The sequence below is a fragment of the Wolbachia endosymbiont of Rhagoletis cerasi genome (assembly GCF_018454475.1).
In the GTDB taxonomy this organism is placed as follows: domain Bacteria; phylum Pseudomonadota; class Alphaproteobacteria; order Rickettsiales; family Anaplasmataceae; genus Wolbachia; species Wolbachia pipientis.
The window spans coordinates 38133-52111 of sequence record NZ_JADCNC010000011.1 but is presented as its reverse complement, the minus strand read 5'-3'; the positions used below and the strand labels follow the sequence as shown (position 1 = coordinate 52111).

At 35.4% G+C, this 13979-nt stretch carries 11 protein-coding genes and 3 pseudogenes; 4 read left to right on the top strand and 10 right to left on the bottom strand.

Annotated elements, in window-relative coordinates; translation table 11 throughout:
- Nucleotides 1–2: 2 nt before the first annotated feature.
- From nuoL to INQ25_RS04615, 3 genes are read right to left on the bottom strand one after another with little or no spacing between them, the layout of a single operon-like run.
- On the bottom strand, nt 3–1859 hold the full coding sequence (gene nuoL / locus INQ25_RS04625) for an NADH-quinone oxidoreductase subunit L (protein WP_213863173.1): 1857 nt from the start codon (nt 1857–1859) through the stop codon (nt 3–5).
- Between the two features lie 4 nt (nt 1860–1863).
- On the bottom strand, nt 1864–2172 hold the full coding sequence (gene nuoK / locus INQ25_RS04620; protein WP_019236815.1) for an NADH-quinone oxidoreductase subunit NuoK: 309 nt from the start codon (nt 2170–2172) through the stop codon (nt 1864–1866).
- Nucleotides 2163–2750 carry an NADH-quinone oxidoreductase subunit J gene (locus INQ25_RS04615; RefSeq protein ID WP_213863172.1) on the bottom strand — a complete coding sequence of 196 codons (588 nt, stop codon included), beginning with the start codon at nt 2748–2750 and terminating at the stop codon, nt 2163–2165. The genes nuoK and INQ25_RS04615 overlap by 10 nt, the downstream gene beginning before the upstream one ends.
- Before the next feature lie 384 nt (nt 2751–3134).
- Here INQ25_RS04615 and INQ25_RS04610 point away from each other — a divergent pair, with 384 nt between their 5' ends.
- Entirely contained in the window at nt 3135–5051 is a 1917-nt protein-coding gene (locus tag INQ25_RS04610) for an ATP-dependent helicase (RefSeq protein ID WP_213863171.1), read from the top strand.
- Between the two features lie 154 nt (nt 5052–5205).
- On the opposite strand, the gene INQ25_RS06490 is transcribed toward INQ25_RS04610, so the two are convergent.
- The 5 genes from INQ25_RS06490 to INQ25_RS04590 form a co-directional block, all read right to left on the bottom strand.
- Nucleotides 5206–5418 (bottom strand): hypothetical protein, encoded by a 213-nt coding sequence (locus INQ25_RS06490; RefSeq protein WP_065094389.1) that lies wholly within the window; start codon nt 5416–5418, stop codon nt 5206–5208.
- Between the two features lie 162 nt (nt 5419–5580).
- Entirely contained in the window at nt 5581–5817 is a 237-nt protein-coding gene (locus tag INQ25_RS06840) for a hypothetical protein (protein ID WP_238513961.1), read from the bottom strand.
- A 17-nt stretch (nt 5818–5834) separates the two neighbouring features.
- Entirely contained in the window at nt 5835–5963 is a 129-nt protein-coding gene (locus INQ25_RS06670; RefSeq protein ID WP_255317429.1) for a hypothetical protein, read from the bottom strand.
- Between the two features lie 33 nt (nt 5964–5996).
- Complete coding sequence (locus INQ25_RS04595; RefSeq protein WP_213863170.1) at nt 5997–6200, bottom strand: transposase; 204 nt, start codon at nt 6198–6200, stop codon at nt 5997–5999.
- Nucleotides 6201–6291: 91 nt separating this feature from the next.
- Complete coding sequence (locus INQ25_RS04590) at nt 6292–7458, bottom strand: aspartate kinase (RefSeq protein WP_010962950.1); 1167 nt, start codon at nt 7456–7458, stop codon at nt 6292–6294.
- Between the two features lie 135 nt (nt 7459–7593).
- Between INQ25_RS04590 and INQ25_RS07000 the strand changes: the two are divergent.
- A pseudogene (locus INQ25_RS07000) lies at nt 7594–7770 on the top strand (WPE palindromic element domain-containing protein); the annotation flags it as partial.
- Nucleotides 7771–7884: 114 nt separating this feature from the next.
- On the opposite strand, the gene INQ25_RS04580 reads toward INQ25_RS07000, so the two are convergent.
- Nucleotides 7885–9351 (bottom strand): hypothetical protein, encoded by a 1467-nt coding sequence (locus INQ25_RS04580; protein WP_213863169.1) that lies wholly within the window; start codon nt 9349–9351, stop codon nt 7885–7887.
- A gap of 136 nt (nt 9352–9487) precedes the next feature.
- On the opposite strand from INQ25_RS04580, the gene INQ25_RS04575 reads away from it, so the two are divergent.
- On the top strand, nt 9488–10762 hold the full coding sequence (locus INQ25_RS04575) for an APC family permease (protein WP_010082345.1): 1275 nt from the start codon (nt 9488–9490) through the stop codon (nt 10760–10762).
- A gap of 548 nt (nt 10763–11310) precedes the next feature.
- Here the strand turns inward: INQ25_RS04575 and INQ25_RS04570 are convergent.
- Nucleotides 11311–12271 (bottom strand): annotated as a pseudogene (locus tag INQ25_RS04570) (IS110 family transposase).
- A gap of 327 nt (nt 12272–12598) precedes the next feature.
- Between INQ25_RS04570 and tnpC the strand changes: the two are divergent.
- Nucleotides 12599–13961 (top strand): annotated as a pseudogene (gene tnpC / locus INQ25_RS04560) (IS66 family transposase).
- The last annotated feature ends 18 nt before the right edge of the window (nt 13962–13979 follow it).

Genomic DNA, 13979 nt, shown 5'->3' with positions numbered 1-13979 from the left:
TTCTATTTAATTCCAATAATATATAAAGCACCGATTATTAAAGTAACAAACATAATAAGTGCATAATCAAATATATAACCAGTTTGCAACTTTATAGAACTTTTTGAACATTCATTAACCAACCTTACAACACCATTTGGTCCAAATGAATCAATAGCCTTAACATCAAACTTCCAGAGAAGCCTAGATATAAACCTTATCGGTGCAATTATAACAAACTCATACACCTCATCAAAGTACCATTTATTCTGCAAAAACTTAAGTAAAAATTTACTCTTAATTTGCCTAATTACTTGATATTGGTAAATTAGGTACGCAAGTGCTATTCCACTTAAGCTTGCCAAGGTTGGTAGTAGTTTTATAAAGAAATTATGAACTCCACGCTCATCAATCATCACTAAACTTGATTTCCAAAACGCATTACTAGTTATGTTTAAAATATTTGCTCCCCACACTCCAGAAAATACTGATCCAAAAGCGAGTATCAGTAATGGTATAAGCATAATCTTTGGTGCCTCATGTATATTAATTTTACTTTGTTTTTGGCTGTGGAACACAAGAAGCAATAACCTCCAAGAGTAAAACGCTGTGAAGAATGCAACAACTAAGCTTATTACAAAAGCAAAGCTATCCGTGCTATAAGCATGTTCAATTATCAAGTCTTTTGAATAAAAACCTGCAAATGGAAATATTCCAGAAAGCGCAAGAGACCCAATCCACATGAGAGTGTAAGTGCAAGGGATTTTCTTCCAGCAATTTCCCATTTTCTGAATGTTTTGCTCATGATGCATTGCATGAATTACATTGCCAGCACCAAGAAATAGTAGAGCTTTAAAAAAAGCGTGTGTCATAAAATGAAAAATAGCAACATTGTAAGCAGAAAGCCCACATGCCATGAACATATAACCAAGTTGACTGCAGGTTGAATAAGCAATTATTTTTTTTATATCATTCTGAGTAATCGCAACGGTGGCTGCAAAAAAAGCAGTAAGTGCACCAACGATAACTATTAATTCTCGTGCCACATTTGATAATTCAAACAGCGGAGAACATTTTGCTACTAAAAATATACCTGCTGTTACCATCGTTGCTGCGTGAATAAGTGCAGAAACAGGAGTTGGCCCTTCCATTGCATCTGGCAACCAAACATGTAAACCAAGCTGTGCAGATTTACCCATACAGCCAATAAAAAGTAATATGCATATTATATGAGTTACTTTGAATTCACAGCAGAATGCCCTAATGTTCTGCGTGCCAAGAAAATCAGTTGTATCAAATATATATGCAAATTCTAGAGAATTAAATGTATAATAAATAAGAAAGATTCCAATCAATAGTGCAAAATCTCCTACCCTATTCACAACAAATGCTTTGAGTGCTGCATTATTGGCAGAATATTTTTGAAACCAAAATCCTATGAGTAAATAAGAACACAGGCCAACCCCTTCCCAGCCAAAAAAAAGCTGCACAAAATTATCGCTTACAACCAGCACAATCATGCAAAACGTAAATAGCGATAGGTAAGAAAAAAACCTCGACTTCCCCTTATCATGCTCCATATAACCGATAGAATAGAGATGTACTACCAGTGAAACGGTGGTAATAACAATCAGCATTAAGGATGAGAGAGCATCCACACTAATTGCCCAATTTACTTTTAAGATGCTTAATGAAAACAAAGGAAATAAACTCAAGTGATAATTTTCAGAGAAGGTGAGAAAAACATACCAAGATAAAACTGCAGATATTCCAATCCCTGCCGTTGTAACTAACTGACCGAAAACATCTTTTCTAAAAAGTGCTGCAAATAGCGAACCAAAAAGTGGCAAAAATACTATTAATTTCAGTATATCCATCATACTTTCATTCTTTCATTAAATTTGCTTGTTCAACGTCTATATTGCCACGGCTTCTGTAATATACAACCAATATCGCAAGTCCAACTCCTGACTCTGCTGCCGCAACAGTCAACACAAACATCACAAAAATTTGCCCAACTATATCATTCATAAAGGCAGAAAAAGCAACTAAATTGATGTTAATTGCCAGCAATAATATTTCTATTGATAATAATATATTGATTATGCTCTTACGGTTAATGAAAATACCGCACACCCCAATAGTGAACAAAATAGCAGCAACTATCAAAAAATGATTTAATCCTATTTCCATTCTACTCCTTTTCCAAATTTAGCCTTAACCAATTTTACAGATGAAGATTGTGTCAATTGCTTTAATACATTCTGTTTTTTAACTCCTTTTTTCTTGTCCTGCAAAGTAAGAGCAATTGCACCAACAATTGCAACAAGCAGCAAAATACCAGAAAGATGAAAAGCGTACATGTAGTCGGTATACAGCAAATTACCAATAGCTTTCACGTTATTGGTATTATAGTTTATAACATTACTTATATTCAGCGTTGAGCTGCGGATTACAAAACTAATAATCAGAAAAAACACAACACATAATATAGCACCAAGAGTGAAATGCTTTGCAAAACCCTGGCGCAACCTTATGTAGTCAATATCGAGCATCATAACTACAAAGAGGAACAACACTGCAACTGCACCGATGTATACTATCAGCACCATCATAGCGATGAATTCAGCTCCAAGAAGAATAAAAAGCACTGCAGAGTTAACGAAGGTGAAAATTAAAAATAATACTGCATGCACAGGATTTCTTACACTAATTACGCATACAGCAGATAAAATGCTAAGAATTGCAAAAAAATAAAAGAAAAAAGGCATTGATACTTTAACTGCAACAATAGCTACTAATTTAAAGCAACTATCGTTGTAAAGTCAATATTATATTAAACGTTTGAAAACATTGTACTACAAAGCCATTTTAAATTATTATAAAGCTGAAGAAATAGAAATGGAGGAGCTAAACCGTACCATTCCAAACTCCACCTATTCACCCAATAAGCAGAAGTCCTGGTGCCAATACCTCAAATCAAGTTGTTGTTACTCGACATACACCTGAAACTACTAAAACAAAATAGATGTAAAACCTACGTTTAAATATGTAGTACTTGAGTGAAGCATTCTTTAACTGTTCTATTCAATAAAACCTTTACAATATTTCGATCATAGGTTTAACTTTACGAAGTTATAATCTATAGGGCTACGATGAACGATTATCTCTCACTGCTAAATCCAGAACAACAATCAGCTGTAACTAACATAGATGGACCGGTTTTAATATTGGCAGGAGCCGGAACGGGAAAAACAAGAACGATTACTTCAAGAATAGCGCACATAATTAGAAACGGTCACGCTCATTCTGATGAAATATTAGCTGTTACATTCACAAACAAAGCAGCAAATGAGATGGTATCAAGGGTACTTGAGCTAACGGGCACAAACATACCATGGCTTGGCACTTTCCATGCAATTGCAGCAAAAATTTTACGCCTGCACGCAGAAATTGTGGGCTTAAACCCCAATTTTACAATCATTGGTGTGGATGACCAATTACAGGTAATAAAAAATATTATTAATGAAATAAGCCCTGATTACCTATCAGAAAAATGTAAGACCATTATGAATATTATTCAGCAATGGAAAGAGAAGTGTTTATTGCCACCTGAAGTGGAAGATATTCAATCATTTAGGCCAGTGTACGTAACTGCACTCAAAGTCTATCACCAGTATCAGGAAAGGTTGAGATTCCTTAACTCTGTCGATTTTGGTGACTTATTGCTATATAACGTACAACTCTTTAATCAAAAGACCGAAGTTCTGTCCTACTACCAAAACAAGTTTAAATATGTTATGGTAGATGAATATCAAGATACAAATGCAATACAATATCTTTGGCTAAAATACCTTGCAAAAGAGCACTCAAATATTTGCTGTGTAGGAGATGATGACCAGTCGATATATAGTTGGCGTGGTGCAGAAGTTGAAAATATTTTAAAGTTCTCCGATGATTTTAAAAATGCAAAAACCTTCAAGTTAGAGTGTAATTATAGATCAACACCCCACATACTTGCAACTGCGTCATATGTTATCAATCACAATAAGACTCGCTTAGAAAAAAAATTGTGGACAACAAACATTGAAGGGGAAAAGGTAAATCTAATAAAATTATGGGACGGAAAAGCTGAAGCAAGGTTCATAAGCGAACAGATATTAAAGCTCAATAAATACAGATTTAGTGACATTGCAGTGCTGGTAAGGGCCACTTTTCAAACTAGAGTTCTCGAAGAGTATTTTATAAAATATTCAATTCCCTACAAGATTATAAGTGGCGTAAAATTCTACGAACGTCAGGAAGTCAGGGATATAATTGCATATTTAAGGCTTGTTACAAACAATAACGATGACTTAGCTTTCGAAAGGATCGTAAATCGGCCAAAAAGAAGCATAGGAGTTACAACTCTAAAGAAAATATACACGACTGCTCAGGATAACAAAATTTCTTTTTTTGAGGCAGCAAAAATATTAGTTAATAGTAATCAAGTAACCGAAAGAATTAAACTCTCACTCAACGATTTTTTAAATAAAATTAAAGCTTGGGAAGAAATAGTAAGCGTAAAACTACTGCATGAATTCGTTAAAATCGTAGCAAACCAATCAGGATATATTGAAATGCTTGAAAATGAGGAGGTAACAGGCTTAGCACGAATAGAAAATGTTAAAGAGCTCATCTCATCTTTAAAAAATTTCGATAATGCCACAACTTTCTTGGAGCATATAAGTCTGGTGATGGAAGTGGATAATATGAATAACGATGACACCGTATATGTTATGACTCTTCATGCAGCCAAAGGACTTGAATTCCCGTGCGTGTTTCTACCTGGTTGGGAAGAGGGATTATTTCCTCATCAAAGATCTTTTGATGACAAAAGTGGTAAAGCTTTAGAAGAAGAAAGGAGACTCGCATATGTTGGCATAACCAGAGCCAAAGAAAGGTTAATCATTTCATGTGCAGATAGGAGGGAAATTAACAACCAGTGGCAACCGATGCGCACTTCTCGGTTCATTAAAGAATTGCCAAGAGAAAATGTTGAGGTAATTAAAAGCAACATTGCCTACTGTTGAAGCTATAATTGCAGATAAACATATCTTACAAATCTGAATTACTTTAACTATATGTTTCTCCTGGCAAAAATTCTGTAACCGTTCACACTTAATTCTTCAATCTCATACCAATTTCTATTACATAACAAACAAATAGACAATAGAAGTGAGAAGGTTATACTAAGGCAGTATAATGATGGAGTTTTGGAATGGCATTGGTATCAGGTTGCAATTTTAGCTTACATTGTGCCAATCTTTCTTCAATTGCTGCTCGCATAAATTCTGCCTGTCTTTTAGTTCTGCAGTGCACTATCGCATCATCCACATATCTTTCAAATGGTACTGTTGGGTGATTTTGTTTCATCCATATATCAAATGCATGGTGCATAAATATGTTTGAAATGATTGGGCTTATTGAACCTCCTTGCGGAACTCCTTTTTTCCCTAACTACCTTACTGCCATCTGCTTGCTGAATAGGGGATTTCATCCACCTTTCAACATACAGTATGACCCATTTGCAGTCTGTGTGCTTCTTGATAGCCTGCAGTGCTAAATTGTGGTCCAGATTGTCGAAAAATCCTGTAACATCAACAGCTTTCTTGGTAATCGTATCCTGTCTCCAATAAACAGCGGTTTTGCTATGTATCCTTGATCAGCAAAAAACTTACGTAAAGTTGGAGCCTTGTATTTAGCTTGAGTGAAAAGATTTAGAGCACCATCACGATCTTGAACACTTGCACTATGAACATCAGCCGCAATAATTAAGCCCACTGTATCTACAACAATATGACGTTTTCTACCCTTTATTTTTTTTTCAGCATCATATCCTCTGGATCCCCTTTTTGAGTGGTTTTTACTGATTGACTGTCAATTATTCCTACTGAAGGTGTTTCATTTTTACCAAACATTTTTCTTACCTCTTTTACTAGCATATTATGTATTTTTTCCAATTTGCCATTACTACGTCACCTGAGAAAATAGTCATACACCGTCTTCCATGGAGGAAAATCTTTCGGCAGCATTCTCCATTGACAACCACCTCTCATTATATACCTTATTGTATTAATAATTGTTCTGATATTGTGCTTTCTTGGCCTCCCTATCTTTCCTTGTGCAACATGTGGCTCCAAAATTTCCCATTCCTTATCACTTATATCACTTGGATACAATTTTCCCTCCTATTTTTTACTTACACTATCATATTTTTTTCCTCATTCCTTTTCAAGACATACTCTTAGACAACTGGACGTCAAGCCTATCCTAGTGCTGCATATCAAGCTCATACTCAGTATGTAAATCTTTGACTAAAGCTACAGCGCATTCTTTTTGAACAATTATACTGATTTTGATTTCAGATGTTGTGATAGCAAGTATTTCTATCTTTTTTTCGCTTAAAACCTTGAGTGTGCGGTGCATCACTTCAGTGTTAGACATAACACCAATACCAATTATTGAAATTTTAGCTACATTATCGTTTATAGCATAATTTTCATTCTTATTCAGTAACTTTTCCATTAAATCAATATCAAATTTGGAGATAACAAAACTTGACCCATGTATCATATCAATTTTAACGTTTGCTCCTGCTATATCTCTTAAAGTACGCAAGTTATTTGCAAGGTTAGTGAAAGTTACAAGAGCTTCATTAGTGCTATAAGTTATTCCAGTAATTAAGTATCTCTCTAGTACATCCCTTTTGTGTAGCACTGTGGTGCCTTCTACTTCCTTAAAAGTGGATAGCACTTGCACTTTAATGTTATGTTTCATTGCAAGTTGTACTGAACGATTATGCAGTATTTTAGCACCAGATGACGACATTTCCAACATTTCATCGTAAGAGATAAATTTGAGCTTGCGTGCCTTTGGAACAATTCTCGGGTCTGCTGTATATATTCCATCAATATCAGTAAAAATTTCGCAAGTTCTAACACCAAAGGCTACCGCGAAGGCAACTGCTGATATATCAGAGCCTCCTCTTCCAAAAGTAGTGATTCTATCATCATTTATACCCTGAAAACCAGCAATGATCGCAGCAGTATAACCCTCAGCAAAAGATCTTTTCACACGTTCAATCTTTATTGTTTTTATTTTAGACTCAGAATAAAAATCATCAGTTACAATTGGTAACTGCCAGGCAAGCCACGATTTAGCATTAACTCCGATCGATTGGAGAGTGATAGCTAATAGACCGCAAGAGATTTGTTCTCCTGCTGAAAGCATAACGTCATACTCTGATAACTCTTGTCTATAACTTAAATTTGAGATTTGCCTAGCCTGAAAAACCATTTGGTCAGTAAATCCTGCAACAGCAGATACAACAACGATTACATTACAACCTTTCTCAATATCGTTTTTTATCAAATTTGCAACTCGGTTTAAATCAGTTAGCGAAGTCCCACCAAATTTTTTTATGATTATTTTGTCCATAGTTACAATATAACTCTCTTCTGAAGAAAAATATAGTTTTTGTAGAGATAGCAGCTTGCAAGCCATTCAGAAAAGGGAAGACAAAGCTATAGCTAACGCGTCATACCACGATTCATTCCATAGCTGTACGAACATTCATTTTTGAAGGTAAATTGCACAGCAAATGGTGTCATCCCAGTGCCTAGACACTGGGATCCAGAAGACTTAATTTCAACCAAGTGGCTGCATAATAAAGGCTGGATTCCAGTGCCAAGCACTGGAATGACACCCTCCCTTGTGGAAATTGCTCTCAAATCACAATGTTCGTACAGCTATGGATTCATTCGCGGTATAGATTCCGCTAACTAGTAGCGGAATGACGAATTTGTTGTTTTAAGATTGTCAGTAAATCTAAGTTAGTTTAGCTATATAGCACGAACTAAACCACTAAGCAGCAGAAGACCTTGCATGACCTCCAAAAAATGCTTTTACTCTTTCAAGATAAGTAGGTGGTTCTGCAGGGATTTCTATTTCATCTATTTTAGAATATATTGCCGCGTCTACGACTTCATCCGTTATTAACTCCCTTAACCTTTGTTTTATCTGCCCTCTCTGAATATGCTCCCCATAGTCGTTATAAAACTTTACATATAATTCCTTAAACACAAATTCTTTTATAGCATCTCTTGTATAAGAAATGCCGTCCTTTACTTCATCACTCACGTTGCTCAAATCCACTTCAGAACTTGGTGAATACAAATCATCAAAATTTTCTTTCAAAACTTTTATCTTATAGTAATGCTTATCCACATATCTCTCAAAAAATCTTTTAGTAGTATACCTAGCCAACTCTCCTATTTGCCAAGGCTCTAGTTGAGCTGCAAAGTTGTTTTCTGCTTCAAGGCCATTTAATGCATAAATAATGCGGAGAAGCATTCCAGGACCACATTGGCGGTTACTTTCATCAAAGCGAACCAGTAATATAGATTTCAATAGTTCTACGTCTGAATTTTGCTTTCTTGCCGCAATTAAAACTAAATTTATAGCCTGTGTCAATGTCAATCCGGTTTTTGAATCTACCCAATTTACCCACTCCCCAGTTTCATAACCATCCAATCTTAGATAAGGTTCTATCATTCGTTTTTGCTGACTTGTTAAACCGCTTATATAACTTTTAAACTCTTCATCTAACTCATTTGATGGTGCCCCATATTTTTCCTTTAATTCTTTAGCACATTTAATGGTGCTTTCTTCAAAACTTCTAGTATGAACACTTTGACTACCAGTGCCCACATCACTTACATTAAACAAAAAGCTTAGCTGCTTTACATTCAAACCCAAAGGTGAAAAGAGTTTTACTGATGGATATTTTATTAACTCAAGAAGTGCTACTGGAATTAGCAGTGCATAATTTAACAATAATAAACCAAAATTAAATATAAGAAACCCACGTAGAGCTGATACCTTTGATGCAATATACAAAAATGGAAGCTGTAGGTAATATATCAAGTGTATACTGAAGAATAAGATTTTGTCCTTTAATTTTATTGTTGGATCTTTATAAACCTCAAACAACATGCTATTGCTATCAATATTGTTGTTTTTAAAGGAGGTATAGTTGTTTATGATCTTCTCTTGCAAGGGAAGAAGCATTTTATTCAGGCAAATAAACGCAGCAATAACAATAAAACCTGTAGCCAAAAATGCTAGTGCAGGGCTAGAAGTGCTTGTAGATAAATAGGCATAAAGACCATCAACAATTAAGTTTTTGTATAATCTTTCAAAGGGACGAACTAGAATCGGGTCAAGGATATAGTTAACAAGAAGATTTAAATAATACACGAGAAACAAAAGTGCAATCAAAAATGCAATAATACTACAAACAATCAAAAATGCTTTTAATCTCGGATTCATAACCCCCTCTTAATAATCTGTTAATATAATCTATTTTAGGAATAAATTGAAAAAAAATGCAAGTTTTTATGTTAAAAGATCAATTGAAATTTCTGAGTTTAGGGTATATTGTTAATCTATTTAGATAAGAATTATTGTGTCAAATAAAATAGGTTTTTGGGCTATTTTTGCCTTAGTGATTAGCAGCCAAATTGGCTCTGGAATTTTTATGCTTCCAATTAGCCTTGCTCCATATGGCATGTATAGCCTTATAAGCTGGATAATATCAGGGCTTGGTGCTATATCTCTTGCTTTAGTTTTTGCCTCACTCTGCGCAAAATTTCCGGAAACGGGTGGCCCTCACGTCTATGTAAAGCATGCTTTTGGCCCTGCTGCAGCTTTTTTTGTTGGTTGGACGTATTGGGTGATCTCATGGGTTAGCACAACAGCCGTAATAGTTGTGGGTGTTGGTTATCTTACACCATTTTTCCATGAAGATATTCAAAACGTACATCTGTTTTTAGAGATGTTATTACTTACAATTATTACACTAATAAATTTTAGAGGAGTAGCTACTGCTGGACGTGTTGAGTTTTTATTGACGGTGATAAAAATTTCTGTATTGCTTGTAATACCTATAGCAGCATTGTTTTTTTTTGATAGAAATAACTTCATCATAAGTGAAGAAATATCAAATCTTACAACATCGCAGATTCTTGCCCGTTCTACACTTATTACTCTATGGGGTTTTATTGGAGTTGAATTGGCAACAGCACCTGCAGGGTCAGTTGATAATCCAGCTAGAACAATACCAAGAGCTGTGGTACTTGGAACAATCTCTGTTGCTGTTGTGTATTTTATCAACAATCTTGCAATTATGGGATTAATAAATGGCAATGATTTAGCAAGTTCAAGAGCACCATATGTTGACGCAATAAAAATTATGGCCTCTGGCAATTGGCACTTGATTATTTCTATAACTGCGTTCATTTTTTGTGTTGGTACTTTAAACGCTTGGGTACTAGCTAGTGGACAAGTGGCCCTTGGCCTTGCAAAAGATAAACTGATGCCACAGTTTTTTGCTCAAAGAAACAAGCACGGTTCTCCTTTCTGGGGCATAACAACTAGCTCAGTTGGAACTGCAACTTTACTAATCCTCACTTCAAGCAACAATTTTGCTAAGCAGATCACATCAATTATCGACTTTTCTGTAGTTTCATTTTTATTTGTTTACCTTGCATGCAGTCTTGCTTTTCTCAAAGTTATTGTGCAAGAAAAGAGTTGTTACAAATTTTTAATTGGCAGTATAGCAACAACCTTTTGCTGCTGGGTAATATTTGAAACTTCTGTGAATACCTTGCTGATCGCAAGCTTATTCACTGCAAGTGGCGTACCTCTTTATTTATTTTGGTATCGCAGAGTTTCTGTATAGCAAATGTTATGTATCTGTTCAGCAGAGTGGCAAAATAAGGTAGACGAGAAAAGACAACTATAGGAAGAAATGGGTGTCATGCCAGTGCGTGACACTGGCATGGCTTTGTTGCATCGCTAGCTATGATGGATTAAAGATAAAAAAGATAGGGAATATCAGTAGCTTATTATTCTGGTATTTATAACAAGAACGGTCAGTGAATACCTAAATTTGAGTAAAAGAAATTTCACTACCACTCGCCAATCTGGCTAAAATTCAAGAATTTCAATGCTTTAGCTATTTTCAATAGAATTAAATTTATTAATATAAATAACAAATTACTATTCTTAAATTTGATCAGATTGATTGCAAAAAAACAAGATTTTCAATAGGTTGCTTATAATCCTAACTATAGTTAGCCTTTCATAAGTAGCGATGCAACAAAGCCCACTGGCATCCAGTTCTTTCGCGCAGTTCCATCAAAAACGTTGTAAAGGATTAATCGCTTTCGTGTTTACCAACTTAGTGCCCAATCTGGATCCCAGATACTGTCTCTGCTGTCAAACAAATTATCCAACAAAATTACAATTAAATGGTTGATTATTTTTAAGAATACCAAAAAAGACATGCATTAATTTTCGCATTAACGCAAGAACTATGACTTTTGGACATTTGCCTTTACTTGCTAGACGCTGACAAAACTTTTGAAAATGATTATTATGGTTTTTGACTACTATAGCTGGCATATAAAGAGCTTTTTGAATACGCTCAGATCCTATTTTGCATATGCAACTTCTCTTACTTACTGACGATCCCGATTGATAATGTCCTGGATTTAGACCAGCAAAAGCTGTAAATTGTTTAGCATTGTCAAAGTTATCAACTGATGGCATTTCTGCGACAACAGCAACAGCAGTAAGATATCCTATACCTTTTATAGTCTTAAGGTTTTCCACCATATTTTTTAGATGTGGATAGTTATTTATATGCTCATTAATTTCTTTTTCGAGAACAATAATTTGCTCCTCTATTGCCAAAATTACTTTAGATATAGCTTCTTTGCAACTGGAATGCATATTTTTGTTTTCCAAGCGATTTGTCTGTTGCACCTTATCATCTTTTAGCGATTGCATGCAACGGTAAAGCTCCCTCAAATGCCTCATTTCAGGTGCAATGGGCTTCCAAAGAGCAGGTTTGTTGGCGATACAAAATCTAGCTATCATAGCTGCATCTGATTTATCTGTCTTATTTCTGAGCAGCTCACTTTTGCCAAAAGCTTTCTGGGTTTACTATACTGACATTATGTCCTAAATCGTGCATAAAAGTAGCCAAATCTTCTCCATACCAACTAGTTGCTTCAAGACATAAATGAGTAAGATTTGCTCCATGGCCATTGCACCAAACTACAAGTTTTGCAAAACCATCTTGATTATTTTGAAAGACTTTGTGTCGTTTTTTACTGTCCACTAACAAACAAACATCAAATTTCTTTTTTGAAATATCCACACCCAAAATAGCATTTACTTGCATAAAATTGCCTCCAAGACTATAAATAAACTGAGAGTTTAGACTAACCTTGTAATACGGGATATAATTCCAAAAGATACTGTTCAGTCTTTAACTCTATGGGAGGGAAGCAAAATCTGGCTTAATGGCATTAGTGTCGCATCAGCTTCACCCTCCCTGTGAGGTATTTTAGCTCTAATGCCTCACATCATAAAGATACAAGTGTCACGCACTGGGATGACGAGAAAGGAGCACTGGAATTTTTGTTGTATCCGTTCAGTGGAGCGGTAAAATAAAAAGTAGACAAGGAGTGCTAAAAACATAATATCACAAGTAGTATGTGTGGTAAATATGTCTGATGTACTAGCTAGTCTTCTCAAGCTCTGTGAAAGCTTTAAAATAGAGATAGAGCAACTAAAAGCAGAGATAAAGAGGTTAGAGATAGAAAACGAAAATTTTAGATCTGAGAATAAGGCGCTAAGAATCGAAAATGCTGAATTGAAAGAAAGACTAGGTCTGAATTCACAAAATTCATCGATACCGAGCTCAAAAGAGTTATACAAGCTAAAGAAGAAAAAGAAAAAAAGTGACAGGAAAATAGGGGCACAGATTGGGCATGAAGGAAAGTATCGCCCTAAAATGGAAGCAGATGAAGTGGTGAAAATAGAGTTCTTGCGAGTGCGGAGGAGAAATTGCGATATCGAAAGAGCCATACATTCATCAAAAAGTTGATTTGCCAGAAATTAAGCCTTATGTTGTGGAATACCAATGGCCGCTGTTGCAAGTGTGGAAAAAGAAAAAGTAGCAGGCTACCAGAAGGTGTTACTGCGGATACATTTGGTCCAAAAGTTAAGTCAACAATTGCGGCGCTGAGCGGATTTTACAAGAACTCGAAAAGAGAAGTAGCAAATATTATAAAAAATATTTTCAACCTGGACATCAGTGTTGGTAGCGTGTCAAATAGCGAGGCTAGAGTTGCAGAAAAATGCCAAGAAGCATATGAGCAAATCGAGCAAGAAGTAAGTAAAAGTGAAGTTCTGCATATCGATGAAACGAGCCATTATAACAAAGGTAAACTTGGTTGGTGCTGGATGTTTGCCAGTAATACAGCAAGTTTTATAAAATTGACAGAGTCAAGAGGAATGAAGGTTTTACAAAATAGTAAGTTCTGCAATCGCAATAGCTTACGACAGGTACGCAGCATACAACTACTTTGCCGATAAGAACAGGCAAATCTGTTGGGCACATTTATCAAGAGATTTTGAAAGGTTAGCGCATAGTTGGAACATTGAAGTTAAAGTTCTGGGCTGTTACTTAAGAAACGTAGCCACTGAATTATTTGCACTAAAAAAGGCCTTGCTAAAAAATGAGATAGATGTTTTTAGATTTACCAGACGTGCCAGAAAATTGCGAAAACGTACAAGGTATTACTTGAAGCCGTTTACCTGAAGCAATTGGAGCTTCTCGAGTTGCAAAAAATATTTTGAAATCTGAAAGAATGATGTGGAAATTTTTAGATGACCCAGAAAATATTCCGCTGACAAATAACCATGCTGAACGGCAAATACGGCATTATGTCGTTTATTGCAAAAATTCATATTTTACACAATCAAAGCGAGGAAACACATTCCTTGAGCGGATAATTTCGTTATACTTAACATGGAAACAAAGGGGTCTCAATCCTTTCCAAAACCTTCTATCTATTGTTTCTTAAACCACTCTCCTGAACGGA